Origin of the sequence: Nocardia farcinica (genome assembly GCF_001182745.1) — a bacterium.
Lineage (GTDB): Bacteria > Actinomycetota > Actinomycetes > Mycobacteriales > Mycobacteriaceae > Nocardia > Nocardia farcinica.
In genome coordinates this window covers 1,971,142-1,995,129 of the sequence record NZ_LN868938.1, presented here as the reverse complement: position 1 = coordinate 1,995,129, position 23,988 = coordinate 1,971,142, and the positions used below count along the sequence as shown (strand labels likewise).

The window sequence follows — 23,988 nt, the reverse complement described above, 5'->3', positions numbered from 1 at the left end:
GCGACCGGAGATGAGGACGAGATGACTGAAGCGATCGCCGCGGCGAACACCGCGTGGATACTGGCGGCATTCGCCGCCGTGAGCTTGATGGTGCCCGGTCTGGCCATGTTCTACGGCGGCATGGTCAGCATCAAGAACACCCTCAACATGGCCATGATGACCTTCGGCGCGTTCGCCGTGGTGGGCGTGTTGTGGATCCTGTTCGGCTACTCCGCCGTACTCGGCGACTCGCTCGGCGGGCTCGGCCTGCTCGGCGACCCGCTGGAGTTCCTCGGCTCGGCGCAGTTGCTCGCCGCGCCCGCCGAACCGGCGTTGCCGCCCGCGCTGGTGTCGGGATTCCAGTTGCTGTTCGCCGCCATCACGGTGGCGCTGATCTCCGGTGCGGTGGCCGACCGGATGAAGTTCGGCGCGTGGATGCTGTTCGCGGGCGTGTGGGCGGCGCTGGTGTACTTCCCGGTGGCGCACTGGGTGTTCGCCTTCGACTCCGCCGACGGCGCGGTGGCCGGCGGCTGGATCGCCAACACCCTGAAGGCCGTCGACTTCGCCGGTGGCACCGCCGTGCACATCAACGCGGGCATCGCGGCGCTGGCGCTGGTGCTGGTACTCGGCAAGCGCAGCACCTTCCCGAATCCGCCCCGGCCGCACAGCCTTCCGCTCACCATGCTGGGCTCGGGCATCCTGTTCTTCGGCTGGTTCGGCTTCAACGGCGGTTCGGCGCTGGCCGCGGGCAACAGCGCCGCGGTGGTCGTGCTGAACACGATCGCGGCGGCGTGCGCGGGTGTGTGCGCGTGGCTGCTGGTGGAGAAGCTCGAGACCGGGCGGGCGACCTCGCTCGGCGCCAGTTCCGGGCTGATCGCGGCGTTGGTCGGCATCACGCCCGCCTGCGGCGCCGTCGCGCCGATCGGCGCGCTGCTCATCGGCGCGCTCGCGGGCGGCGTGTGCTGCCTGGCGGTGTCGCTGAAATACCGCTTCGGCGTGGACGATTCGCTCGACGTGGTGGGCATCCATCTGGTCGCGGGCGTCCTGGGTACCGTGCTGATCGGTTTCCTCGCCGATCCGGCCGCGCCGAACGGGGTGGCCGGGCTGTTCTACGGTGGCGGGCTGGACGTGCTGTGGCGGCAGATCGTCGCGGTGCTGGCCGTGCTGGCCTACACCTTCGTGGTCACCGTCGTCATCGCCAAGGCCGTCGACCTGACCATGGGGTTGCGGGTGCCCGCCGAGCACGAACGCGACGGCCTCGACCTGACCACCCACGGCGAGACCGCCTACGTGGTGGAGAGCGTGACCGTGGCGACCCCTGCGCCCGTACCGGCCGAGGCGGTGGCCGCGGCCGAGTCCATCACCGCCGATGCCGCCAAGGCGGGCGTCGACTGAACCTCGTTGCCGCGCCGGGCCGGCCGGGTCGCGGACCCGGCCGGCCCGGTCAGGTCTCCTCGTGGTTGTCCGGGTATGCCGTCACCGCCAGGAAGCGGATCGGCAGCCGCACCAGGTCGTTCGGGCCGTGGATGCCCTCGCCGTCCAACAACAGCGAATCACCGGGCCGCAACGTGTATTCGGCGTCGCCGTGGCCGTAGACCATCACGCCTTCGAGCATGTACAGCAGCTCGGTGCCCGCGTGCTGGAAGCGGGGGAACACCTCGCTGGACTCGGTCAGCGTCACCAGCACCGGCTCGAGGCGCTTGTGCTGCCCCCGCAACGAGCCGAGCAGCTCGTAGTGGTGGCCGACCCGGGTGCCGCGGCCCACGATCACCGCCCCGCTGCCCGCGGGCACGTACACCGCCTCCCGCGCGCTGTCGGCGCCGCGGAACAGCGAGGTGACCGGCACGTCCAGACCCGCGGCCAGCCGTGCCACGGTGGACAGGCTGCACGAGGTCTGCGCGTTCTCGATCTTGGACAGCATCGCCTTGGAGATGCCGACCTTGGCCGCCATCTCGGCGACCGAGAGCCCCGCGGCGCGCCGCAACGCCCGGACCTGCCGGGCGATCGCGGCCTCCAGGTCGCCGCCGGTGGGCGGCTCCCCGACCACCTCCCGCTGCACGGGCGCGGGATCGCCGGTGTCGCGGTGCACCCGGGCGGGAGTCGTGGGCTCGGCCATCCGCCGATTCTAACCGTCGTTTCCTGACAGTAGACGGCTCGTCAGTGCGGCCGGGGGTGATAGTGGCCCGGGGTCATCCGGCAGGTCACGCCGAAGCGGTTCCAGGCGTTGATCGTGGCGATGGCCGCGATCAGCGTCGCCAGTTCGGGTTCGGAGAAGTGCGCGGCCGCCTCGGCATACACCTCGTCGGGCACGAATCCGTCGGTGAGCACGGTGACGGCCTCGGTCAGCGCCAGCGCCGCCAGTTCGCGCTCGGTGTAGAAGTGCCGGGACTCCTCCCACGCGCTCAACTGGATGATCCGCTCGACCGGCATCCCCGCGGCCAGCGCGTCCTTGGTGTGCATGTCCAGGCAGAAGGCGCAGTGGTTGAGCTGCGAGGCACGGATCTTCACCAACTCGTGCAGGGTGGGCTCGATGCTGCGGCGCACCGCGCCCTCGAGCTCGACCATGGCCCGGTAGATGTCGGGCACGTGCTCGGCCCAGCGCAGGCGGACGGGGAGTTCGGCGGCGTTCTCGGTGGTGACGGTGTCTGTGGTCATGCCTCGACGGTAGAAAAGAATCGGCCCAGGGATATGGTCCATTCCTGTGGCAGAACAATGGGCCATTTCCGGCGTCGATCTCCATCTCGAGCGCACCGGCCCCGGCCTGCGCCGGGGGTTGACCGACGCGTTGCGCGAGGCGGTGCGAACCGGACGGCTCGGTGCGGGCACCCGGCTGCCGTCTTCCCGCACGCTCGCGGCCGACCTCGGCATCGCGCGCAACACCGTCGCGGCCGTGTACGCCGACCTGGTCGCCGAGGGCTGGTTGACCGCTCGTCAGGGCGCCGGGACCCGGGTCGCCGAACGCCGCGTGTCCGCACCGGACGGCGCGGTGCCGCCCCCGCGGACCCACCCCCGGCCGCGCTACGACCTGCGGCCGGGCCGCCCGGACGTGTCCGCCTTCCCGCGCGGGGACTGGCTGAAGGCGGCCCGCCGCGCGGTCGCGGCGGCGCCGCACGAGTCCTTCGGCTACGGCGATCCGGGCGGTCGGCCCGACCTGCGCGCCGCGCTCGCCGGGTACCTGGCCCGGGCTCGCGGCGTGCGTGCCGAGTCGCGGCGGGTGGTGATCGACGGCGGATTCGCGCACACGCTGACCGTGCTCGGCGCGGTGCTGCGCGCCCGCGGCGTGCACACCGTGGCCGTCGAGTCCTACGGGCTGCGCGCACACCGGAACCTGTTGGCGGCCACCGGTCTGCGGACCGTCGCCCTGCCCTACGACGACCGCGGCACCGATCCGGGTCCGCTGCCGGTGACCGGCGCGGGCGCGGTGCTGCTGACGCCCGCCCACCAGTTCCCGATGGGCGAGGCGCTGCCGCCCGAGCGCCGGACGGCGGTCGTGGACTGGGCGCGGCGCACCGGCGGCCTGGTGATCGAGGACGACTACGACGGTGAGTTCCGGTACGACCGCAGACCCGTCGGCGCACTCCAGGGCTTGGACCCCGATCGGGTGGTCTATCTCGGCACCGCCAGCAAGTCACTGGCGCCGGGGCTTCGGCTGTCGTGGGCGGTGCTGCCCGGCGACCTCGTCGACGACGTGGTGGCCGCGCGCGGCGGGCACGACGTCTGCGGGGTGCTCGATCAGCTGACGCTCGCGGAATTCCTGCGCTCGGGCGCCTACGACCGGCACGTGCGCACCGCCCGCCTGCGCTATCGACGACGCCGCGACGCCCTGGTCGCCGCGCTGGCCACGCACGCGCCCGACGTCCGGGTCACCGGTATCGCGGCGGGTCTGCACGCGGTGGTCCGGTTGCCCCCGGGCGCCGAGGAGCAGGTGTTGCGCTCGGCCGCCTGGCACGGGCTCGCGCTGTTGGGCTTGTCGCTGTTCCGGCATCCGGACGCGGTCGCCGAACAGCTCGACGCGGTCGTGGTCGGGTACGGCACGCCGCCCGACCACGCCTGGTCGGGAGCGCTGGACACGCTCAGTCGGGTGTTGCCGTAGCCCGTGGCAGCGCCAGGTCGTGCAGCGCCGCCACCACCGGGGCCAGCTCGGGCTGGGCGGCGGCGTCGTCGAGGGCGCGTTCCAGGGCGGCGTCGTGCAGGGGTCTGGCGCGTTCGTAGAGAGCGCGGCCGGGCGCGGTGAGTTCGGTGTAGATGCCGCGGCGGTCGTCGGCGCACAGCACCCGCTGGAGCAGGTGGCGATTCTCCAGGCGGTTCACCAGGCGGGTGGTGGCGCTCGGGCTCAGCGCGGTCGCGCGGGCGAGCTGCTGCATGCGCATGTGCCAGCCGTCCTGCCTGCTGAGCGCGTCGAGCACGGTGTACTCGACCACCGACAACTCGACCGCGGCGAGTTCGCGTTCGAGCGCCGACTCGATGAGGGCGTGCAGGGCCGCGAGCGTGCGCCACCCCTGCGCCCGCACCTCGACCGCGTCGTCGCCGATGCCCACGGTGACCTCCTCCACACGATCGTTGCTTGCGCAAGTATCCAGCGCGTGCAACTATTGAGCTTGCTTCCGCAAATTAAGGCGTCTGCAAGTAAGCGGCGTTTGCAACTAAGTTCTTCCACTCTACAGGAGTCGCATCATGCCCATCGGGCTTGTCGCTCTCGTGATCGGTAGCTTCGGAATCGGGCTCACCGAGTTCGTGATCATGGGATTGTTGCCCGAGGTCGCCGCCGACTTCGGGGTCACCGAGGCCGCGGCCGGATGGCTGATCTCCGGCTACGCGCTGAGCGTGGTGGTCGGTGCGCTCGGGCTCACGGCCGCCACCACCCGGCTGCCGCGCAAAGCGGTACTGCTCGGGCTGCTCGGGCTGTTCATCCTCGGCAACGCGCTCTCCGCACTCGCGCCGACCTACGAGACGATGATGGCCGGACGCGTGGTGGCCGCACTGTGCCACGGCGCGTTCTTCGGCATCGGTGCGGTGGTCGCCGCGAGCCTGGTCGCCCCCGCGAAGAAGGCCGGTGCGGTGGCCGTCATGTTCACCGGTCTCACCGTCGCCAACGTGCTCGGCGTCCCGTTCGGCACCTTCCTCGGCCAGGAACACGGCTGGCGGGCGACGTTCTGGGCCATCACCGCCATCGGCGTGCTCGCGCTGATCGGCATCGCGGTGCTGGTGCCCGCCACGGCGGGAGCGCGGGCGGCGGGCGCGGCACCGGGGTTGCGCGCCGAACTGCGCGCCTTCACCTCCGGGCAGGTGTGGTTGTCGCTGATCGTCACGGTGCTCGGCTACGGCGGCATGTTCGGCGCGTTCACCTATATCGCCTACACGCTCACCGAGGTCAGCGGGTTCGCCGCGAGCACCGTGCCGTGGCTGCTGGTGCTGTTCGGGCTCGGGCTGTTCGTGGGCAACTGGGCGGGCGGGCGGCTGGCCGACCGGTCCCTGGATGGCACCCTGCTCGGCTTCGTCGCCGCCCTGACCGTCGTGCTGGTGGTGTTCGCGTCGGTCGCCGCCCATCCGGTGCCGACCGTCGCGGCGCTGATCCTGATGGGCGGCTTCAGTTTCGGGACCGTACCCGGCTTGCAGACGCGCATCATGCACTACGCCGCCGGCGCGCCGACGCTGGCCTCCGGGGCGAACATCGGCGCCTTCAATCTCGGTAACGCGCTGGGCGCCTGGGCCGGCGGTCTGGCGATCAGCGCGGGCTTCGGCTACACCTCGCCGATCTGGGTCGGCGCCGGGATCACCCTGGCGGCGCTGGCGGTGATGGGGTTCGCCGCCTCGACCGCGCGGCGAGCCAGGGCCGACGCGGTCACCGCGCCGCGGGCGGTCGAGGTGCCCGTCGCGGGGTGACGGCCGGGTGCGTGCGCAGGACGAGCACGGTGATCTCACTCGGCGCGAACACCCGCAGCGGCGGTCCCCAGTACCCGGTGCCGCGGCTGGTGTAGAGCCAGGTGTGTTCGCCGTGCCTGCTCAGCCCGGCCACCACCGGCTGCTCCAACCGGACCAGATAGTGGAACGGCCAGATCTGGCCGCCGTGGGTGTGCCCGGAGATCTGCAGGGCCACCCCGGCGGCCGCCGCGTCGGCGACCTGGCGGGGCTGATGGGCCAGCAGGACCACCGGCAACGCCGGGTCGGCGCCGTCGAGCGCCGCGCGCAGATCCGGCCCGTGGCCGGGCAGCACGACGCCGGTCGGGTCGTCGATGCCCGCCAGCACCAGGCTGTCCCCGGCGCGGGTGAGGACCTCGTGCGCGTTGCGCAGCGGCTGCCAGCCCAGTGAGCTCATGTGCGCGATCCAGCCCGCCGCGTCGCCGAAGTACTCGTGGTTGCCCGTGATGTAGAAACGCCCGAGCGGCGCGGCGACCTTCTCCAACGGGTCCACCTGCGGGTGGCGCCGCTCGACCGAGCCGTCGGCGAGATCACCGGCGTGACAGACGATGTCGGGCTGCTGCGCGTTGATCAGTTCGACCACGCGCCGCGACCAGCGGACCCGGTTGCGCGCATCGAAGTGGGTGTCGGTGATCACCACCAGCCGCACGCCGTCCAGCCCGCGCCCGAGCCCCGCGATGGGGACCTCGCGGGTGCGCACCCGCGGCACCCGCGCCGCCTCGGCGAGCCCGTAGCACATCAGCGCCGACGCGATCACCAGCACGGCGAGCGCGACCGGACCGGCGTGGCCCGCGATCCCGGCCGCGCCGAGCGCGACATTCACCACCGCGCCGAGCGCCGACCAGGTGAAGAACACCCACGCGACGCCGAGCAGCGTGTCGCCGAGGAGGGCCGCGGCGTCGGACTGACGCGGACCGTGCCCGAGCACCATCGCGGCGGGCAGGGTCAGCGCACCGAGGACGCACGCGGCGGTGCCGAGGGCGAACAGCGCACCGGTGCCACCGGACGGGGCGGCGACCAGCGTCCACCACGGAAACACGAACAGCAGCGCGGGAACCGCGAGGAACAGGATGACGCGGGGGAGGTACTTCAACGGGATCCTCGGTGACTCGGCGGAGCGCACGGCCCCCCGTCCGCCGCTTGGGCTCTCGACGATACCGGCCCGGAGACGACGGACGGGCAGCCCGATCGCGGGCTGCCCGTCCGGTACCGGAGGCCGAGAGGGGAAGAGGTCAGGCGGGGGAGTAGGTCAGGCAGTTGGCGGAGTGGTCGCTCGCGCCGAGGCCGACACGGATCTCTGGAGCGGTGCACTCGAGGTTCTGGTTGTGGGTGCAGTCGACGCGCTGGCAGGCGCCGACCATCGAGGTGACGCGGTCCAGTCCGCCCTTGGCCGAGAGAGGGATGAAGGTGGTGCAGTCGGCGGAACCGTTCTGCCCGGCGACGTTGATCGCGTAGGCATGGCAGCCGTCGTGGTTGTACGAACAGTCGCTGACCGTGCATTCGCTGACGTGAGGCATTTCCATCGTGGTCATGAATTCCTCCGTGCCCGTCGAAGATCCCGCGGCCGACTGGCCGACGGGGGTGTTCGAGGCCGATGGTAGAACTCTTGGCGCCCCCTGAATAGCCAGGTCAGGCTATCCTTCATTGCGTCTGGTTACCATTGGGCTAACGGATGGTTTCCCCCGGAAGAATCGGATGATCCGCCCTCCCCAGGTCGAGAGGGAGGGCGGATCCTTCCCCGTTGGCCGCGACAACGCCGCCACGCGCGCGGCCGCCTCGACTCTAATCGGCCGGACCGCGATTCCGGCGCAGCGACACCCGGTCGGCGGCAATCGGATTCGATGCCTCAGGCGCTGGCCTCACCGGCGGTGCGGATCAGGCGCAGGCCGGGCTCGCGGGGCAGCGCGCGGTCCGGCAGCCACACCACGACGGTCTGGTCCCGCTGGGTCTCCAGCGTCTCCGCCGTGAGGGTGAGCGCCCCGTGCACCGGGTGGTCCAGCCGCAGGGGCGCGGGCGGCTGGTCGGCGGCCAGGCGGGGCTGCCAGCGCCGGGCGAACTCCGGCACGGCACGCAGTTCGGTGACCGCGCGCCGCAGTCGCTCGTCGGCGGGCCAGCGCATCGTCGCCCGGTAGAGGGCAGCGGCGACGCCGTCGGCGACCGCGGCCCGGTTGCGCAGCACTAGGCGGGCATCCTCGTGCCGGAAGACCCAGTGCGCCAGATTGTTCGGCGGATCGAGCAGCCCGAGCGGTGCGACCAGCTCGGCCCAGGCGTCGTTGTGGCCGAGGACGTCGAGGCCGCGGCCGAGTACGAACGCGGGGGTGGGATCGAGGGCGCGGACCACGGTGCGGACGGTCTCGGGAACCGCGGTCGTGGCTGCCGCCGCGCCCGGGCAGCGGTCCTCTTTGCCCGCGGTCAGCGCGAGCAGGCCGAAATGCCGGCGCTGGGCCTCGTCGAGCAGCAGCGCGTCCGCCAGCGCGTCGACGACCGCGAGGGAGGGGTTGGTGTCGCGGCCCTGCTCGAGCCGGGCGAGATAGTCCACGCTCACTCCGGCGCGCACCGCCACCTCCTCGCGGCGCAGTCCGGGCGTGCGCCGCCTGCCCGCCTCCGGCAGGCCCACATCGGCGGGCCGCAGCTCGGCGCGGCGGGCGACGAGGAACTCGGCGAACCTGTTCGCGGTCACGGCTCCATCATGCCCGCTCCCGGCACCGTGATCCTGGCCCTGTCAGGTCCAGGAAAACGGCGGCCTTGGTGGCCGGTCCCGCCGGGGCCACGGTGGTAGCCATGACCACGAGCACGAACGACACCCTGCTGAAGACCGGTTCCTGGGCACTCGACACGGCCCACTCCGCGGTCGGTTTCACCATCCGGCATCTCGGCATCGCCAAGGTGCGCGGCCGCTTCACCCGCTTCGAGACCGAGTTCGTCGTCGACGAGACCGGCGCGGCGACCGTCGGCGCCACCATCCACCTCGACTCCTTCGACACCGGCAACCCCGACCGGGACGCCCACGTGCGCGCCGCCGACTTCCTCGACGTCGCCAACCGGCCCACCCTCACCTTCCGTGCCGACAGCCCGGTGCGCGTGGCCGAGACGTTCACCGTGGCCGGCGTCGCCACCCTCGGCGAGCGCAGCACCCCGGTCGAACTCGAGGTCGAGTGGGGCGGCGTCCAGGAATTCCCCGGCACCGGCAACCGGCACGCCGGCTTCTCGGCCACCGGCGTGATCGACCGCACCGCCCTCGGCGTGGGTCCCACCGCGCCGGGCCTGCTCGCCAACTCCGTGCGGATCGAGCTGGACATCCAGCTGATCGAACCCGCCTGACCGGCCGCGCTCAGTCCGCCAGCAGCCGCCAGGCGGCCAGGGCGAGCCGGGCGCGGAGCAGGCCGGTGGGCTCGGTGAGGTCGATGCCGAGCCCGCGGCCGAGCGCCTCGACCCGGCGGGCGACGCTGCTGTGGTGCAGGTGCAGCAGATCGGCGGCCCGCCGCACCGACCCCGTGGCGCAATAGGCGTCCAGGGTGTCGAGGGCGTCCCGGTCGGCCGCGATCGCGGCCACCGCGGCCACATCGGCATTGTCCCGCAACGCGTCCCGGGGCACCTGCGCCAGCAGCGCCAGCGAGCCGAGATCGCCGAAGTCGACCACCGGCCTGCGCGCGGTGGCGAAGCGCAATGCCGTGCGGGCCTCCCACCAGGCGCGGCCGAGCTCGGCGGCGGTACCGAGACCGGCCAGGGTGTCTGGTGGGAACCCGGTCGCGTCGAAGGTGGTGGCGAGCAGGACGCCCACGCCGCCGACCGTCGCCGCCTTCACCGGTCTGCCCGGGCAGACCGACCCGCCGATCCGGTCCAGCGGTTGCGGCGAGCGCACCGCGGCCACCCGCACCGGCAGGTCGGCGGCGAAACCGAGCAGTCGCAGCGCCCGCGCCCGTGCCGCCTCGTCGCTGTCGGCGCCGATCACCAGCTCGACCAGCGCCGGATCGGCCATCGTCGTGCGCGCCGGCCCGTAACGTTCGACCACCGTCGCGACGGCCAGGGCGAACCGGTCCAACAGCATCTCGTCGAGCGCACGGGACGCGCCGGTGCGTTCGAGCCACACCGTGCCGATCTCCTCGTCGTCGAGGGTGACGGGCGTACCGGCCGCGGCGGGCGGCGGGGTCTGCGCGGACCGGCCGTCCGGCCCGAATCGGATGACCCGGCCGGTGCCGTGCAAGCGGATGCCCGCCACGCATTCGGCGAGCGCGGCCGAGGCGCGGGCGAGCGCGGGCAGATCGACCCGGCGGCGCATGAGGGTGTCGTAGAACATGACGACACGCAGTGCGCCCGCGGCATCCACGTCGAGTTGCGCGAGCCGGACGACGAGAGCATCCATGCCAGGCAGGGTACGCGGCATCCGTCGCGCCGGGAGCCGCGAATGCGCGACGCCCGGCGGCTGATTCGCGACGCCGGACTCGCGACGATGATCGGCATGGACCCCGAACTCGAACCCTTCCTCCCGCTGTTCCCGCCGTCGGACCTGTCGGATATCCCCCAGGCGCGCAGGCAACTGGCCGAATTGGCCGCGGCGGTACCGGCCGACATCGCCGCGCACCTCGACATCGAGGACCGCACCGTGCCCGGCGAGCCCGCCGTCCCGGTGCGGATCTACCGGCCCCAGCACGCGCGCGGGGCGATCGTGTGGGCGCACGGCGGCGGCTTCGTGATGGGCGACCTCGACACCGAGCACCCCTGGGCCACCCGGCTGGCGGACGGCTCGGGCGCGACGGTGATCTCGGTCGGCTACCGCCTGGCCCCCGAGCATCCGTTCCCCGCCGCCCACGACGACATGTACGCCGTGCTCACCTGGGCCGCCGCACACGCCGACGAACTCGGCATCGACCCGGCCCGCATCGCGGTCGGCGGGCACAGCTCCGGGGCGGGTATCGCGGCCTCGGTGGCGCTGCGGGCGCGGGACGAACAGGGGCCGCCGATCTGCCTGCAACTGCTCAACCAGCCCGGACTCGACGACCGCCAGCGCAGCTGGTCGGCCCGCAACTTCACCGATACCCCCTTCCTGAACCGGTCGAAGGTCACCCAGATGTGGGAGTACTACCTCCAGGGCACGCCCGCCACGCCCTACGCGGCGCCGGCGCGGGCCACCGACCTGTCCGGCCTGCCGCCCGCCTACATCGCCACCGCCGAGTACTGCCCCAACCGCGACGAGGACATCGACTACGCGCTGCGGCTGCTGTGGGCCGGTGTCCCGGTGGAACTGCACCAGTGGCCGGGGACATTCCACGGCTCGCAGGCCATCGTGTCCGCGGCGGTGTCGCAGCGGCAGAACGAGGAGTTCGCCGCCGCCCTGCGCCGCGCGGTGGGTGAGCCCTGAGGCGCGGCACCCGGATCGGCGGCGCGTGAGGTGGCCGAAAGCGGGTAGCACCCCGAACGTGACCACACCGGAGAACACACCCCAGCAGACCGAGACCGGCGAGCCCATTCCCCCGGAGAACCTCGACGTGGACGTCACCGGCTACTCGGTGCCCCCGTCCGACGACCCCGACAACCCCGAAACCGACCCCGGCGATCGCCGCGGGTGAACCGGACCGCAGCCCGCCCGGCCGATGCCCGTCGGCTGGGCGGGCTGCTCCGCGGGAGGCCCGTGGTCGGGTGACGGGCGCGGCTCAGCCGGGCTGCCTGCGGTCCAGCAGGGCCCTGGCCAGGCCGTCGAGCACGAAGCCGAGGGCGCCGATGACGACGATCACGGCCATGACCTGGTCGTAGGCCAGCTGGTCCCGCGCGTTGAGGATCTGATAGCCCAATCCCGAACGCACACCGAGCATCTCGGCGGGGACCAGCACCACCCAGGCGATCCCGAGCGCGATGCGCAGGCCCGACTGCACCGGTCCGCGCACCGCGGGCAGCACGACCGCGGTGAGTTGCTCGCGCCGGGTGGCGCCGAACGACCGGGCCACCAGCAACAGTCCCGGGTCGATCGCGCGCACGCCCGCGGCGGTGTCGAGCACGATCGGCCACACCGCGGCCGCCGCGACCAGGAACACCACCGGCTGATTGCCGATGCCGAACAGCGCCACCGCGATCGGTGCCCAGGACAGCGGCGAGATCATCCGCAGGAACTGCACGACCGGGGCGAGCGCGTGCTCGGTGGCCGCGTGCAGGCCGAGCAGCAGTCCCAGCGGCACGCCGACGGTCACGGCGATCAGCAGGCCGAGCACCAGCCGCCACAGGCTGACGCCGATGTCGGGCAGCAGTACACCCCGCTCGTGGAGGGCGTGCAGCGCGCCGGGGACGTGCTGGGGCCCGAAGTCGCGCAGCAGCGATTCGGGCCCGGCCAGCACGCCGGTGACCAGCCACCACAGCGCCAGCGCGGCGGCGATGGCGAGCAGGCGCGGCAGGACCGAGGGGCGCCGTGCCACGGCGGGCGCGGTGTCGGGAGCGGTGGTGATGGTCACGACGGGTCGATCTCCTCGGTGCGGGTCAGCGAATCCGGCAGGCCGACGGCGGCGGGGCCGCCTGCCCGGGCCAGGGTGGTGCGGACGAATCGGTCGTCGACCAGCTCGCCGTGCACGCGGTCGGGGTCGAGGCGGGACAGGAACCGGGTGTCGCCGTCCACGACGGTGTCGGGCATGGCCGCGACCAGCGCCGCGGTGAAGCTCGGGAACGGGAACGCCTGGAACCCGATGCGCTGCGGCTGCCAGTCCGGGTGCCGCAGCGGCGGCGGCTGCGGATAGGTGAGGGCGGTGGTGATCGCGGGCAGCGGCTGCGGAAGATAGGTGCCCGCGAGGAGTTTCGCGGTCGCGGCACGGTCGGTGTCGATGCGGCGTTGCGCGGCGACGATGCCGTCGGTGAGCGCTTGGGCGACCTCGGGCCGCCGGTCGAGCAGATCCTGATGCACCACCAGCGCGCAGCAGGCATGGTCGCGCCACAGGTCGCCGAGGTAGCGGTGGATCCGGCCGATCCCGCGCACCTGCGCCGCGGCGTTGAACGGGTCGGCGACGGTGTAGCCGGCGATCGAGCCGTTGGCCAGCGCGGGCACCATGTCCGACGGGCTCATCACGATCAGCTCGACACTGCGATCGGCCCGCGACGCCGCGCGCCGGATCACCGGACGCAGGCCGTGCGCCCGCAGGTACCGCTGGATCAGGATGTTGTGGATCGACCACCAGAACGGGATCGCCACCTGCGTGCCCGCCAGCTGCTCCGGTTCGGTGATGTGCGGTGCGACGGTGAGCGCCGAGCCGTTGGTGTGGTTCCAGCCCAGCACCCGCACGTCGGCGCCGAGCCCGTAGCGCAGCTGCACCGCCATCGGCATCAACAGGTGCACCACGTCCACCTGCCTGCTCAGGAAGGCCTCGGCCAGCGCGGCCCAGCTGCGGAACAGCACCGGTTTCGCCGCCGCCACCGTGCCGGGCGCGACGGTGCCCGCGCCGTGCGCGACCAGCAGCGGGGCGGCGTCGGTGATCGGCAGGTAGCCGATGCGCAGCGGGCCGGTGGTGTCGACGCGGTCGCCCCCCGCGGCCCGGGCCAGGTCGGTCAGGCCGGCCACACCGCCCGCCGCCACCAGTCCGGCGCACCCGCACAGCAGCGCCCGCCGGGACAGTCCGCTCATGCCGGCACCACCGTCTCCCGGTAACCGGCGACGATGCGCTCGCGCACGTGCGCCGGGTCCTCGCCGGTCACCCGCAGGTCCTCGCGGACCGCGGCGCCGGGCCCGATGAGCACGATCCGGTCGGCCACCCGCAGGGCCTCGTCCACATCGTGTGTGACCAGCACGGTGGCGCAGGACAATTCGCGCACCAACCCGCGCAGCCAGTCCTGCAGATCGGCGCGCACGGCCGGGTCGAGCGCGCTGAACGGCTCGTCGAGCAGCAGCAGCCGGGGCCGCACCGCGGCAGCGCGGATCACCGCGACCCGCTGCGCCTGCCCGCCCGACAACTCATCGGGATACCGCTCCGCCAGCGCACCGAGCCCGAAGCGGCCGAGCAGGTCGCGTGCGTGCGCGGCGTCGAAACCCTCGCGGTGCCGGGCGAACCGGCCGCCGAAGAGGATGTTGTCGCCCACCGTGAGCCAGGGCATCAGCAGCGGCTGCTGGAACACCGTGCCGGTGGCGGGCGGCACCGGCGACCCGGACCAGTCGACAGTGCCGCCGTCGAGGCGGTCCAGCCCGGCCAGAACCCGCAGCAACGTCGACTTGCCGCTACCGCTGGCGCCGAGCACGGCCAGGGTCTCGCCCGCGGCGACCGCGAGGTCGATCCCGTCGAGTACCGGCGTCGGGCGGCCGGGGTAGGACTTGCGGCCGCCGCTCACCTGTACCGCGAGAGTTCCCATCGCAATTGCCCTTCCGAAGGAGATTGGATCGGCAGGAAGGCCGCTTCCCGGAACCGCCGGTTCGTGGCGCCCGCGGTCGCGTACCCGGCCCCGCCCCGAAGGGCGAACTCGAGCCGGGTCGCGTCCACGGCCAGGCGCGCCGCGTCCAGGCGCACCGTGAGCAGTGCCGCGCCGTCGGGCACGGCCGGATCGGCGGCATAGTCGTGCAGCCGGGCGCGCACGTCGGCGTGCCGGGTCGCCAGCGCGTCGTGATCGGTCCGGAACTGCGCGCCGATCCCGTCGAGCAGCCCGGCGGACTCGGCCAGCGCGGTGCGGGCGATGCCGGTGCAGAACGCCGACTGCAACAGCAGGAACGTCGGCCGGATGGCGGCGCCGAAGGCGGGCAGATCCGCGGTGAGGCACTGTGCCGCCGGTACCGTCACGTCGGTGAACCGCAGCGAGGTGGAGGCGGTCGCGCCCAGGGCGAGCAGCTCCGGGCAGGGACGCACCTCGACTCCGGCCGCGTCGGCGCGGGTGCAGGCGACGCGCCCGCACCCCTGTTCGTCCCGGAACGGAAACACGATCAGCGCGTCGGGAAACACGTTGGACGCCCAGGCGATCGGCCCGGTCACCCGGTATCGGTCGCCGTCGCGGGCCCCCGCCAGCGGCAGTTCACCGAGCCCGGCCAGATGCTTGAGCGCCGCGGCCATGGCGGTGACGCCGACGGTGCGACCGCTGACCAGCCCACCGAGATGTGCCCTGCGCACCGGCTCGGGGGCGCGGGCGACGTACTCGATGGTCATCCGCTGCGCCCACAGCGAGAACGCGACGGTCAGGCTCTCGGCCGCCACGTCCTCGATCACCGCGACGATCTCGCCGATTCCCCGCTCGCCCAATCCGATTCCGAGCAGACCGAGGCCGCCGAGTGCGGCGAGATCGGTGCGCACGTCGGTTACGCCGCGGTCGAGGGCGGCGGCCCGGTCGCGCACGAACGCCGCGGCTTCGGTGCGGGCGGTGAGCACGGCGGTCATGTCCTGGGGTCCGTGAGCGCGTGCAGGCGGTCGACCGGGGTGCTCACGGCCGCGCGGGCCCGCCGCACCGCCGCCTCGTCGGGGGCGTCGTAGAAGCACAGGCACTTGTCCATGTCCTCGCGAACGTAGGTGCGCAGGAAATCGACCTCGGGCACGTCGGCGTACTTGGGTGAGTTGGCCTTCTTGCGCGCCAGGTAGGTCTCCATGTCGATCTCGGCGGGGATGTCCCACTCCACCAGGTAGCCCGCCGCCGGCCGGGCGGCCTTGAGCTGCGCCAGTTCGGCACCGACGAGCCGGACCTCGTGCGGTCCGTCGATGTCGCCGAGTGCGCCGTCGGGCTCGAGCCGGGTCCCGCGACAGGACTCGAACTCCGCGATCGCGAAGATCCGCCCGGCGTCACCGGTCACCTGGGCTTCGATCAGCTCACCGCCCGCCTCGCCGAAACGACGGGCCAGTTCGTCGACGGCTTTGCCGGGATCGATGGCGGGCACGAGTTCATACAGGTACAGCGACATGGGGAAATGCCTTTCACAGAAACAGGATTGGCGTGCGAAGGGGAACCGGCCTCGGCGAACCGCGCGCGAGAACCGGGAGGCGACGTCGTCGATGGACGGTCAGCGTGTGGCGGGACAGCCTGCGCCGGCCACGCGCACGAGGTCCACGTGCAGGCGGCGGGTGAGGAGGCTGCGGGTCACGCCCCCACCCTAAACACAGATAGACCGGTCTGTCTACCGGGCGGGGTGCGTTATCGTGGAGCGGTGACCACGTCGACCGAAACCGTGGCGACGAGCGCGGACCGACGGACCAGGCCGAGTCCCGCGCAACGCCTGCTCGACACCGCCACCACGTTGTTCGCCCGACACGGCATCCGGGCGGTGGGGATCGACCGGGTGCTCGCCGAGGCGGGGGTGGCGCGGGCCAGCCTGTACTCCAGCTACGGATCCAAGGACGGGCTGGTGCTCGCCTATCTCGAGCACCTGGACCACCGCGACCGCGAGCGGTGGCACGCGGCGGTGGCCGACCTCGCCGACCCGGCCGACCGGGTGCTGGCCTTCTTCGATCTCGCGCTGGCCTCCGCGCCGGGCAAGGGCTTCCGTGGCTGTCAATACGCCAATGCGGCGACCGAGTTTCCCGAGCAGGCGCTCGCGCCGGTGATCGAGCACCGCCGGTGGGTCCGTGCGACCCTCACCGCCCTGCTGGCCGAGTGTGGCGCGGCGGAGCCGGACGAGCTGGCCCGGCGCATCCAGCTGATCTACGACGGCGCGCTCGCGGGCTCCAAGCTCGAGCACTCGGTGGAGCCGCTGCGCCTCGGTCGCGCGCTCGCCGAGGGATTGCTGGGCCGGTAGCGCCGCGCCGCGCGAGGGAGCGCCCGGCCGGAGTCGTGCGCGGGTGCGCGCGGGCCGGCCGGGCGGCCCGCGCGCGCGCTCGGCGAGCGATCAGTGTTCGTCGTAGTGGTCGTCGTGGGCGGCGTGGCGGCAGCCGTCGTGCAGATAGTCGACGTGGTCGCCGTGCGGGACCGCGACGTGACCGCAGCCCTCGCCGTGCCGGTGGTCGTGGGCCTCGTGGGTGCGGTGACCGGTGGGTTCGCACTCGTCGAAGTGGCCGTCGTGGGCGCGGTGGATGTGTCCGTCGTGGGCGTAGTCGATGTGGTCGGCGTGCGGGAAGGCCACGTGTCCGCAGCCCTCGCCGTGGACGTGGCCGTGATCGGTGTGCTCCTGGTGCGCGGCAGCGGTCATCGGTTCCTCCGTTCTCGAGTACCCGCGTGAGCGGTACGTATCGCCGGATGCGCATACCCTATCGCGATTCGGTGCTGAATGTTAGCTGGTTCACATCGGGAGTGCGGTCGGTGCGGACTCCGCCCGGGCCGTACCCGGCTGTCCACCGCCCCCTGTCCCGCGTCGCCTCGTGGCGGTTCGGCCGCTGCGGAGCACGGAAATCCGCTCGGTGTCAACGGTTCTGTGGCCGAGATTGCGAATTCGCGTTCCCGGCAGTGCGTTTCGGCTGCCGTTGCGATGATGGTGGGGGAGTGTGCAGCGGATATGGAGGACACGCATGACCAGATACGTGCATCACGTCGGCAGTCTGCCCGCCGAACTGACCACCGGCGATGCCGCCGTCCTCGACTGGTTCGCCGACCACAGCGCGGGACGGCCGGTGACCGCGCTGCCGTGCGACCTCGATCCGGACTGGATCCTCGGCTATCTCCTCGACCGTGCCCGTCACACCGACGTCCTCACGGTGGTCCGGCCGGGCGGGTACGACGACTACGGCGACTTTCCCAGCTACGGGCTGAAACCCGGCGCCCGGCTGGAGCCCCGGCACGTCGCGATGGATCGGGTGGAGCGGATCGGGCAGGTGGTGGCGGCCTTCGACGCGGTGCGGGCGCGCCGCCCGGAACTCGCGGGCACCAAATTGCAGATCAGCCTGCCCAATCCGCTGGATCTGGCGATGTTCGTCTTCGCGGGCGCGGCGGTGGGCACCGGGATTCCGGTCGGCCGCGCCCTGCGCCGCGCACCGCTGCTGGCGACCGCTCTGCGGCAGCTGCCGGTGTTCACCGACGCGGCGCTGAGCGAGGTCACCACGATCACCGAACGCTACGGAGATCGCGTGGTGTGGCAGCTGGAATCACCGTTCGCGCTGCTGAGCGTCGTCAAAGCCGACGAGCTGGGCCTGGGATGGGCCGCCGCGGGGCCGGTGGCCCGGCAGCTCGCGCACCTGCTGGGGCGGCTGCACGAGCTCGGCGCCGCGGTGGTCGTGCACCTGTGCTACGGCGACTACAAGCACGAAAGCCTGCTGGCCCCACGGAGTCTCGCGCCCGCGGCGCGACTGCTCGACCGGCTCGGACGGCTGCTGACGCAGCGGGAGGTCGGCCTGCCCGCCGTCCACGTACCGTGCGCGTACGGCGCCGCGCCCGCGCCGCTCGACCCCGGCTTCTATGCGCCGCTGCGGCGGCTCGATCCCGCCTGGCGGCTGATCGCCGGGGTGGCGTCGCCGCAGTCGGAGCCCGACAGTGTTCGCGCCCTGGCGCTGTTCGAGGAGGGCGCGGGACGCACGGCGTTCGGTGTGGCGACCGCGTGCGGTCTGGGCCGGTGCTCGGTATCCGACGCGGAGCGCGCGGTGGCCGCCACGGTGGCGGCGGCCGGCGCGGCCGTCGTCCACGGCTTTACACCGCCGCGACTCCACGGGGAGCGGCGCGGCGAAGCCACCGCCGATCCCCGTGATGTGCCGGTGCGGCCGTGGCCGAGGCCGTACCCTGGAGGCGAGTGAGCGGGGGTGATGCTCATCCGACACCGAGGATTCCGGTGCGCCGCTCCTGCGCGCCGATGACGCCGACGGGGGTGTCCTCGATCGGCCGACAATCTGATGTCCGACGCCGGAGCCGGTGCTCTCGCCGCTCGCGCCCGGGCGTTTCGCGCTGTCGCGCGGCTATCCTTCGGTGTGCTTGCAGATGCACAACCAAATGCGTTCTACGCCTTGAGCTTTCGGTATGGATGGCTACACTTCTACTCGTGCGCAAACCGCTCAGCTACTGAGTGGCAAGGGGTGTTTCCGGCGCGGTCCGCGCAGCGCGGCGGCCGGAAGTGGACTGCGCACGTTCGTTCGTCGGCAAGGTCAGGGAGAGTGCTATGGGGAACAATCCGCACGTCGTCGTCGTCGGTGGAGGGCCGGGCGGGTCCACCACCGCCGCCCTGCTCGCCCGGGCGGGTATCCGGGTGACCTTGCTGGAACGGGATCGGTTCCCGCGCTATCACATCGGTGAATCGCTGCTGGCCTCCTGCCTGTCCACGTTGCGTCTGTCGGGGGCGTACGACAAGGTCGCCGCGCACGGCTTCCAGATCAAGCGCGGCGGCTATTTCCAGTGGCAGGACGACAACTGGCTACTGGACTGGTCGCAGTTGGTGGATGCCGAAGCCTGGTCCTATCAGGTCGAGCGCGCCGCCTTCGACGAGATCCTGCTGCGCAACGCCGCCGAGCAGGGCGCCACCGTGATCGAAGGCGCGACCGTCACCGACGTCGTGTTCGAGGGCGACCGCCCGGTGGCGGTGGAGTGGAAAGCCGCCGGGGAGGACGAGATCCGCACCATCCCCTGCGATTTCCTCGTCGACGCCTCGGGACGCTACGGCCTGCTGGCCAACCGGCGATTCGGGATGCGCAGGCAGCACCCGGCGTTTCGCAACGTCGCCGTCTGGTCGTACTGGCGCGGCGCCCATCTGCATCCGGACAGTCCCGAGGGCGCGATCAACGTCGTCTCCACGCCCGAGGGCGGCTGGTTCTGGCACATCCCGTTGTCCGACGGCCGGTTCAGCGTCGGCTACGTGATCTCGGCGCGCACGGCGGGCGAGGCACTGCGCACCAAGGGCCGTGACACCTATTACCGCGACACGATCGCCGCGAGCAAGGCCATGAGCGAGCTGCTCGCGGGCGCCGAGCAGGTCGCCGAGGTGCGGGCCGAGCAGGACTACTCGTACGTGTCGGACCGCTTCGCCGGGCCCGGCTACGTCATCGTCGGCGACGCCGCGGCCTTCCTCGACCCGCTGCTGTCCACCGGTGTGCACCTGGCGACCTACGGGGGACTCGTCGCCGCGGCCGCCATCGCCACGAGTCTGCGCGGCGAGATGAGCGAGCAGGACGCGCTGGCCTTCTACGAGCACACCGCCCGCCGGGCGTACTCGCGGTTCCTGGTGCTGGTGTCGCGGATGTACGAGCAGTACATCGGCTCCGAGGAGTACTTCGCGCACGCCGCAAAGCTCACCGAGGTGCACGAGGGCGACACCCCGGAGGTGTCGTTCACCCGGATCATGGCCGGCCTGACCGATGTCGAGGAGTCCGCGGGCTCGCAGCAGCGCACCTCGACCCAGGCCATCGTCGCCGAAGCCGAACGCCTGCACGACGAGTCGGCCAACCTCGAATACATGGGGCACCTGGACATGTCCGTGGTCTGGGACCACTGGCGCGACCCACTGGCCGACACGGTGATGGACGGCGTGCGGATCACCACCGAACCGGTGTTGGGCCTCACCGGGCGCCCGCGCACCGCCGAGGAGATCGCGGCGGTCGCACGGCCGGTCATCCCGCCCAAAGCGGCGGGTGTGGCCGGGCGGTGAGCGCGGCCGGCGCCATCGCCGGTTTCGCCGACCCGCTCACCCGGGTGCTGCTGGCCGGCGACGGCTTCACCATGTCGTCGTTGGAGGCGATCCTCGGCGCTCCGCTGCTGGTGCGGGTGCGCCGCCAGATCGAGGTGCCTGCGCGGCGGCTGCCCGAGCACGTCACCGACGCGCTGCGGGTGCCCGGCGCCGAGCGTGTGCTGCTGCGGCGCTCGGCGCTGGTCACCGCCGACCAGCGCCTGGCCTCGGTGAACCACGTCGTCGCGGTGCGCGGCCCGGCCGCGGCGACCGGCCTCGACGACGTGCGGGTGCCCATCGGCGCGGGACTGATCGCCCGCGGCGTCGCCCAGCGCAGGCGCATCCTGTGGGCGGGTCTGCGGCGGTGGCCGGACGGACGGCCGTGCGCGGCCCGCAGCTACCTCATGGTGGTGCAGGACCGGCCGCTGTGCTTCGTCCGGGAGTCCTTCGATCCCGACCTCGTTCCGCCGGATCACCTGCTCGAGCCCCGGTCCTGACACCCGGGGCCGGGTCTCGTCCCTGATGTTCGGGAGTCACGCATGCCTTCACCGTTGGCGATCTCGACGCTGTTCTTCCTGCAACTGGTCGTGATCCTGCTGGCCTACCGGTTGCTGTGGCCGGTGCTGCGCAGGCTCGGCCAGGTGCAGGTGGTCGCGATCATGATCGCCGGGTTCCTGCTCGGGCCCTCGCTGCTCGGCGCGGCGTGGCCGGAGCTCCAGCAGCGGCTCTTCCCGACCGACGTGGTGCTCGACGGCGTCACCGTCCCGCATCCGAACGCCACGGCCATCCAGGTCGTCGGCCAGCTCGGGCTGGTGCTGTACATGTTCCTGGTCGGCGCATCGTTCGATCGCGCCATCCTCGGCGGCCATCTGCGCCAGGCCGGGCTCACCTCGGCCACCGGCGTGCTGGTGCCGATGGTGCTCGGCGGGTCGGTCGGCTGGTGGCTGGTCGGTGCGGGCGGCTACTTCACCGACGCGGTCTCGCCCTGGCAGGGCGCGTTGTTTCTGGCGGCGGCCGTCGCGGTCACCGCGTTCCCGATCCTGGCCTGGATCGTCCACGACTCGGGGCTGACCGGCACCCGGCTCGGCACCATGGCGCTGGCCTGCGCGGCCGTGGACGACCTGTGCGCGTGGCTGCTGCTGGCCGTCGTCGTGGCCACCGCGCAGGACTCCGCGGGTGGTGCGTACCTGGCGCTGGCCGGTGGGGCGCTGTATCTGGCCGTCATGGCAACCGCGGGCCGTCGTTTGCTGACCCGGCTGGAGACCTGGACACCTCGGCGCGGCGACCACGAGACCACCGGCGGGCTCCCGGTGGCGCCCGTGGTGGCGGTGCTGCTCGTGGTCCTGGCCGCGGCGGCGTTCACCGACTTCGTCGGCATCCACTCGGTGCTCGGCGCGTTCGTCGCCGGGGTCGTGATGCCCCGCGGTGAGCTGCTGGCCGGGCTGCGCCGCGCCTTCGAGCCGCTGGTGGCGTATCTGCTGCTGCCCGCCTTCTTCATCCACACCGGCCTCAGCACCGAGCTGAGCCTGATCTTCACACCGAACGTGCTCGCGGTCACCGCGCTGGTGCTGGTGGTGTCGTTCGCGAGCAAGTTCGGCGCGGTCGGGCTGGTCGCGCGCGCACAGGGCATGGGCTGGCGGGAGGCGGGAGCGATGGGCGCCCTCGCCAACGCCCGCGGATTGATGGAACTGGTCCTGCTCGGCATCGGCCTGTCCAGTGGGCTGATCACCCCCGCGCTCTACACCGTGCTGGCCCTGATGACCACCGTCACCACCGTGCTCGCCACACCGCTGCAACGACTGTTCGAACGCGGGGCGTGGAAACGCGGAATGGTGTTCGGGCCCAACGGAGAACAGCCTCCGGTCCGGGAGCCCGCCGACACCGCTCCGTCGGCCACGACGTAGGGTCGGCAGGCGACGGACGGACACGTCCGTCGCCGCCGGAAGTCCGCGCCCCCGTGGTCGTTCCGCGCGCGAGCGGGCAGCGGTGTGGCTACGATCCACGGTGGGCACGTAGGCCATCAGGGTCATGTCACAGGCGGGTCATGTCACAGGCACGTCATGCGCACCGTTGGGTGTGCACCGTTGCGTGTGCACCGTGGCATGTGCGCACCGTGGCACGCGCTCACAGCTGCATGCGTCACCCCTTGTCGAACACTGTTCCATCGTCTGGAGTCACGTCTTTGGCTACACCGCACTTCCCGACCGGCGCCGCGGCGCCGGGGGTATGCCCCGTCCAACACGGCCCGGCCGGCCACACCGAGGAGCGGATCCCGCTCTACACCGCGGAATTCGTCGCCGACCCGCACCTGGCCTACCGCGAGATGCGCCGCCGGTACGGCTCGCTGGCGCCGGTCGAGCTGGCCCCCGGCGTGCCGGCCACCCTGGTGATCGGCTACTCCACCGCGGTGCGAATCCTCAACGACCCCAATCATTTCCCGGCCGATCCGCGCGCCTGGCAGAAGACCGTGCCGGAGAACTGCCCCGTGCTACCGATGATGGCCTGGCTCCCCGCCGCCCGCAACAACGACGGGCCCGTGCACGCGCGCTACCGCAGCGCGTCCGCGGCCGCCATCGACGCCATCGACGTCCAATCGATCTACCCGATGGTCGAGAAGATCGCCATCACCCTGATCAACACCTTCTGCCGGGCCGGGCAGGCCGACCTGGTGACCCAGTACGCCTTCCCGCTGGTGCTCGAGGTGCTCAACCAGATCGTCGGCTGCCCCGAGGACATCGGCCGCCGGGTCGCGGCGGGCATGGCCGCGCGCTTCGACACCGTCAAGAGCGCCCAGGCGATGCCGATGCTGAAAGAGGCACTGCTCGAACTCATCCGGCTCAAACGGGAACACCCCGGCGACGACGTCACCTCGCGGCTGGTCCAGCACCCGGCCCAGCTCGACGACGTGGAGGTCTTCGCCCAGCTGATGAGCTTCTACGGTGCGGGTTTCGAGGCGCAGCGCAACCTCATCACCAACGCGCTGCTGCTGATGATCACCGACGACCGGTTCCGCTTCGGCGACGTGCTCACCAACCTGTCCACCATCGATGCCCTCGACGAAGTGCTCTTCGACGACCCGCCGATGGCCAACTTCTGCACCACCTACCCGCGCCAGCCGATCACCGTCGACGGCGTCTGGCTACCGGCCGACCAGCCCGTCGTCATCAGCCTGGCCGCCTGTAACAACGACCCCGAGATCCGCGGCGCCGACACCCCCGGCGGCAGCAGCCACGGCAACCGCTCCCACCTGGCGTGGAGCACCGGCCCGCACGCCTGCCCCGCCCGCTCCGTCGCCTATGTCACCGTCCAGAACGCCATCGACCAACTCTTCGACGCCCTCCCCGAAATCCAGCTCGCCGTCCCCGCCGAGGACCTCCGCCGGCGCCCCGGCCCCTTCCACCGCGCCCTCGCCGCCCTGCCCGTCGTCTTCCCCTCCTGCCCGCCACTGCACATTCCCTGACATTCGAGCGGAGGGGTGCGTCGATCCCGGCGTCGCCGGGGCGGTCGCGCTCCGTCCGGACCACCTCGTCGTGCCGGTGGGCCGCTCATCCGGGTGAGGTGGCGACCGCGGCAGGCCCAGCGGGCGCTACGAGGGCGGACGGGGCGGGAATTCGTAGCTCACCACCGAGCCCCCCGTCGTG

General features: G+C 72.3%; 26 protein-coding genes. 12 read left to right on the top strand and 14 right to left on the bottom strand.

Annotation, left to right across the window (positions count from 1 at the left end):
* Positions 1 to 21 precede the first annotated feature (21 nt).
* Positions 22 to 1,374: an ammonium transporter gene (locus AMO33_RS09710; protein WP_060592116.1), complete on the top strand. Its 1,353-nt coding sequence runs from the start codon at positions 22 to 24 to the stop codon at positions 1,372 to 1,374.
* Between the two features lie 49 nt (positions 1,375 to 1,423).
* On the opposite strand, the gene AMO33_RS09705 is transcribed toward AMO33_RS09710, so the two are convergent.
* Complete coding sequence (locus AMO33_RS09705) at positions 1,424 to 2,095, bottom strand: helix-turn-helix domain-containing protein (protein ID WP_041560055.1); 672 nt, start codon at positions 2,093 to 2,095, stop codon at positions 1,424 to 1,426.
* 41 nt (positions 2,096 to 2,136) lie between these two features.
* Entirely contained in the window at positions 2,137 to 2,634 is a 498-nt protein-coding gene (locus AMO33_RS09700) for a carboxymuconolactone decarboxylase family protein (protein ID WP_011208643.1), read from the bottom strand.
* Positions 2,635 to 2,680: 46 nt separating this feature from the next.
* Here AMO33_RS09700 and pdxR point away from each other — a divergent pair, with 46 nt between their 5' ends.
* Complete coding sequence (gene pdxR, locus AMO33_RS09695; protein WP_060592114.1) at positions 2,681 to 4,072, top strand: MocR-like pyridoxine biosynthesis transcription factor PdxR; 1,392 nt, start codon at positions 2,681 to 2,683, stop codon at positions 4,070 to 4,072.
* Here pdxR and AMO33_RS09690 read toward each other — a convergent pair.
* Positions 4,053 to 4,517: a MarR family winged helix-turn-helix transcriptional regulator gene (locus AMO33_RS09690; protein WP_060593404.1), complete on the bottom strand. Its 465-nt coding sequence runs from the start codon at positions 4,515 to 4,517 to the stop codon at positions 4,053 to 4,055. The genes pdxR and AMO33_RS09690 overlap by 20 nt on opposite strands.
* A 136-nt stretch (positions 4,518 to 4,653) precedes the next feature.
* Between AMO33_RS09690 and AMO33_RS09685 the strand changes: the two genes are divergently transcribed.
* Complete coding sequence (locus AMO33_RS09685) at positions 4,654 to 5,862, top strand: MFS transporter (protein ID WP_060592112.1); 1,209 nt, start codon at positions 4,654 to 4,656, stop codon at positions 5,860 to 5,862.
* On the opposite strand, the gene AMO33_RS09680 is transcribed toward AMO33_RS09685, so the two are convergent.
* The 3 genes from AMO33_RS09680 to AMO33_RS09670 form a co-directional block, all read right to left on the bottom strand.
* A complete protein-coding gene (locus AMO33_RS09680) occupies positions 5,822 to 6,991 on the bottom strand; it encodes a metallophosphoesterase (protein ID WP_060593403.1) in 1,170 nt (389 codons plus the stop codon). The genes AMO33_RS09685 and AMO33_RS09680 overlap by 41 nt on opposite strands.
* Before the next feature lie 139 nt (positions 6,992 to 7,130).
* Positions 7,131 to 7,430, bottom strand: a complete 300-nt coding sequence (locus AMO33_RS09675; RefSeq protein ID WP_011208648.1) for a DUF1540 domain-containing protein — start codon at positions 7,428 to 7,430, stop codon at positions 7,131 to 7,133.
* Between the two features lie 314 nt (positions 7,431 to 7,744).
* Entirely contained in the window at positions 7,745 to 8,578 is an 834-nt protein-coding gene (locus AMO33_RS09670; protein WP_060592110.1) for a helix-turn-helix domain-containing protein, read from the bottom strand.
* Positions 8,579 to 8,679: 101 nt separating this feature from the next.
* Between AMO33_RS09670 and AMO33_RS09665 the strand changes: the two genes are divergently transcribed.
* Positions 8,680 to 9,219 (top strand): YceI family protein, encoded by a 540-nt coding sequence (locus AMO33_RS09665; protein ID WP_011208650.1) that lies wholly within the window; start codon positions 8,680 to 8,682, stop codon positions 9,217 to 9,219.
* Between the two features lie 10 nt (positions 9,220 to 9,229).
* Here AMO33_RS09665 and AMO33_RS09660 read toward each other — a convergent pair whose 3' ends face one another.
* Positions 9,230 to 10,261, bottom strand: a complete 1,032-nt coding sequence (locus AMO33_RS09660; RefSeq protein WP_060592108.1) for a helix-turn-helix domain-containing protein — start codon at positions 10,259 to 10,261, stop codon at positions 9,230 to 9,232.
* A gap of 42 nt (positions 10,262 to 10,303) precedes the next feature.
* Between AMO33_RS09660 and AMO33_RS09655 the strand changes: the two genes are divergently transcribed.
* Together AMO33_RS09655 and AMO33_RS31420 are read left to right on the top strand one after the other, a co-directional pair.
* A complete protein-coding gene (locus AMO33_RS09655; protein ID WP_011208652.1) occupies positions 10,304 to 11,257 on the top strand; it encodes an alpha/beta hydrolase in 954 nt (317 codons plus the stop codon).
* Between the two features lie 58 nt (positions 11,258 to 11,315).
* On the top strand, positions 11,316 to 11,465 hold the full coding sequence (locus AMO33_RS31420; protein WP_159005404.1) for a hypothetical protein: 150 nt from the start codon (positions 11,316 to 11,318) through the stop codon (positions 11,463 to 11,465).
* Between the two features lie 84 nt (positions 11,466 to 11,549).
* On the opposite strand, the gene AMO33_RS09650 is transcribed toward AMO33_RS31420, so the two are convergent.
* From AMO33_RS09650 to AMO33_RS32975, 6 genes are all read right to left on the bottom strand, one after another.
* Positions 11,550 to 12,338, bottom strand: a complete 789-nt coding sequence (locus AMO33_RS09650; RefSeq protein WP_060592106.1) for an ABC transporter permease — start codon at positions 12,336 to 12,338, stop codon at positions 11,550 to 11,552.
* A complete protein-coding gene (locus AMO33_RS09645) occupies positions 12,335 to 13,495 on the bottom strand; it encodes an ABC transporter substrate-binding protein (RefSeq protein WP_011208654.1) in 1,161 nt (386 codons plus the stop codon). Before AMO33_RS09645 ends, AMO33_RS09650 begins: the two co-directional genes overlap by 4 nt.
* Positions 13,492 to 14,214 carry an ABC transporter ATP-binding protein gene (locus AMO33_RS09640; protein ID WP_060592104.1) on the bottom strand — a complete coding sequence of 241 codons (723 nt, stop codon included), beginning with the start codon at positions 14,212 to 14,214 and terminating at the stop codon, positions 13,492 to 13,494. The genes AMO33_RS09645 and AMO33_RS09640 overlap by 4 nt, the downstream gene beginning before the upstream one ends.
* A complete protein-coding gene (locus AMO33_RS09635) occupies positions 14,190 to 15,224 on the bottom strand; it encodes an acyl-CoA dehydrogenase family protein (RefSeq protein ID WP_060592101.1) in 1,035 nt (344 codons plus the stop codon). Before AMO33_RS09635 ends, AMO33_RS09640 begins: the two co-directional genes overlap by 25 nt.
* On the bottom strand, positions 15,221 to 15,739 hold the full coding sequence (locus AMO33_RS09630; protein WP_060592099.1) for a DUF4242 domain-containing protein: 519 nt from the start codon (positions 15,737 to 15,739) through the stop codon (positions 15,221 to 15,223). Before AMO33_RS09630 ends, AMO33_RS09635 begins: the two co-directional genes overlap by 4 nt.
* 99 nt (positions 15,740 to 15,838) lie before the next feature.
* Positions 15,839 to 15,886, bottom strand: a complete 48-nt coding sequence (locus tag AMO33_RS32975; protein ID WP_373368872.1) for a hypothetical protein — start codon at positions 15,884 to 15,886, stop codon at positions 15,839 to 15,841.
* A gap of 96 nt (positions 15,887 to 15,982) precedes the next feature.
* Here AMO33_RS32975 and AMO33_RS09625 point away from each other — a divergent pair, with 96 nt between their 5' ends.
* Positions 15,983 to 16,570: a TetR/AcrR family transcriptional regulator gene (locus tag AMO33_RS09625; protein WP_231857970.1), complete on the top strand. Its 588-nt coding sequence runs from the start codon at positions 15,983 to 15,985 to the stop codon at positions 16,568 to 16,570.
* A 90-nt stretch (positions 16,571 to 16,660) separates the two neighbouring features.
* Here AMO33_RS09625 and AMO33_RS09620 read toward each other — a convergent pair whose 3' ends face one another.
* Positions 16,661 to 16,960, bottom strand: coding sequence for a hypothetical protein (locus AMO33_RS09620; RefSeq protein ID WP_011208660.1), 300 nt, complete (start codon positions 16,958 to 16,960; stop codon positions 16,661 to 16,663).
* Between the two features lie 316 nt (positions 16,961 to 17,276).
* Here AMO33_RS09620 and AMO33_RS09615 point away from each other — a divergent pair, with 316 nt between their 5' ends.
* The 5 genes from AMO33_RS09615 to AMO33_RS09595 all read left to right on the top strand — a co-directional run bounded on the left by AMO33_RS09615 (position 17,277) and on the right by AMO33_RS09595 (position 23,807).
* Positions 17,277 to 18,491, top strand: coding sequence for a hypothetical protein (locus tag AMO33_RS09615; protein WP_060592098.1), 1,215 nt, complete (start codon positions 17,277 to 17,279; stop codon positions 18,489 to 18,491).
* 359 nt (positions 18,492 to 18,850) lie between these two features.
* Positions 18,851 to 20,329: an NAD(P)/FAD-dependent oxidoreductase gene (locus AMO33_RS09610; RefSeq protein ID WP_011208662.1), complete on the top strand. Its 1,479-nt coding sequence runs from the start codon at positions 18,851 to 18,853 to the stop codon at positions 20,327 to 20,329.
* Complete coding sequence (locus tag AMO33_RS09605) at positions 20,326 to 20,844, top strand: hypothetical protein (RefSeq protein ID WP_060592096.1); 519 nt, start codon at positions 20,326 to 20,328, stop codon at positions 20,842 to 20,844. Before AMO33_RS09610 ends, AMO33_RS09605 begins: the two co-directional genes overlap by 4 nt.
* 42 nt (positions 20,845 to 20,886) lie before the next feature.
* A complete protein-coding gene (locus AMO33_RS09600) occupies positions 20,887 to 22,251 on the top strand; it encodes a cation:proton antiporter (protein ID WP_060592094.1) in 1,365 nt (454 codons plus the stop codon).
* Between the two features lie 278 nt (positions 22,252 to 22,529).
* Entirely contained in the window at positions 22,530 to 23,807 is a 1,278-nt protein-coding gene (locus tag AMO33_RS09595; RefSeq protein ID WP_011208665.1) for a cytochrome P450 family protein, read from the top strand.
* The last annotated feature ends 181 nt before the right edge of the window (positions 23,808 to 23,988 follow it).

Coding starts and splice junctions, on each gene's coding strand:
- AMO33_RS09620 (WP_011208660.1), bottom strand. CDS start 16,960: ATGACCGCTGCCGCGCACCAGGAGCACACCGATCACGGCCACGTCCAC.
- AMO33_RS09640 (WP_060592104.1), bottom strand. CDS start 14,214: ATGGGAACTCTCGCGGTACAGGTGAGCGGCGGCCGCAAGTCCTACCCC.
- AMO33_RS09700 (WP_011208643.1), bottom strand. CDS start 2,634: ATGACCACAGACACCGTCACCACCGAGAACGCCGCCGAACTCCCCGTC.
- AMO33_RS09685 (WP_060592112.1), top strand. CDS start 4,654: ATGCCCATCGGGCTTGTCGCTCTCGTGATCGGTAGCTTCGGAATCGGG.
- AMO33_RS09710 (WP_060592116.1), top strand. CDS start 22: ATGACTGAAGCGATCGCCGCGGCGAACACCGCGTGGATACTGGCGGCA.
- AMO33_RS09600 (WP_060592094.1), top strand. CDS start 20,887: ATGCCTTCACCGTTGGCGATCTCGACGCTGTTCTTCCTGCAACTGGTC.
- AMO33_RS09655 (WP_011208652.1), top strand. CDS start 10,304: ATGCGCGACGCCCGGCGGCTGATTCGCGACGCCGGACTCGCGACGATG.
- AMO33_RS09610 (WP_011208662.1), top strand. CDS start 18,851: ATGGGGAACAATCCGCACGTCGTCGTCGTCGGTGGAGGGCCGGGCGGG.
- AMO33_RS09615 (WP_060592098.1), top strand. CDS start 17,277: ATGACCAGATACGTGCATCACGTCGGCAGTCTGCCCGCCGAACTGACC.
- AMO33_RS09705 (WP_041560055.1), bottom strand. CDS start 2,095: ATGGCCGAGCCCACGACTCCCGCCCGGGTGCACCGCGACACCGGCGAT.
- AMO33_RS09635 (WP_060592101.1), bottom strand. CDS start 15,224: ATGACCGCCGTGCTCACCGCCCGCACCGAAGCCGCGGCGTTCGTGCGC.
- AMO33_RS09630 (WP_060592099.1), bottom strand. CDS start 15,739: ATGTCGCTGTACCTGTATGAACTCGTGCCCGCCATCGATCCCGGCAAA.
- AMO33_RS09645 (WP_011208654.1), bottom strand. CDS start 13,495: ATGAGCGGACTGTCCCGGCGGGCGCTGCTGTGCGGGTGCGCCGGACTG.
- AMO33_RS09665 (WP_011208650.1), top strand. CDS start 8,680: ATGACCACGAGCACGAACGACACCCTGCTGAAGACCGGTTCCTGGGCA.
- AMO33_RS09675 (WP_011208648.1), bottom strand. CDS start 7,430: ATGACCACGATGGAAATGCCTCACGTCAGCGAATGCACGGTCAGCGAC.
- AMO33_RS09660 (WP_060592108.1), bottom strand. CDS start 10,261: ATGGATGCTCTCGTCGTCCGGCTCGCGCAACTCGACGTGGATGCCGCG.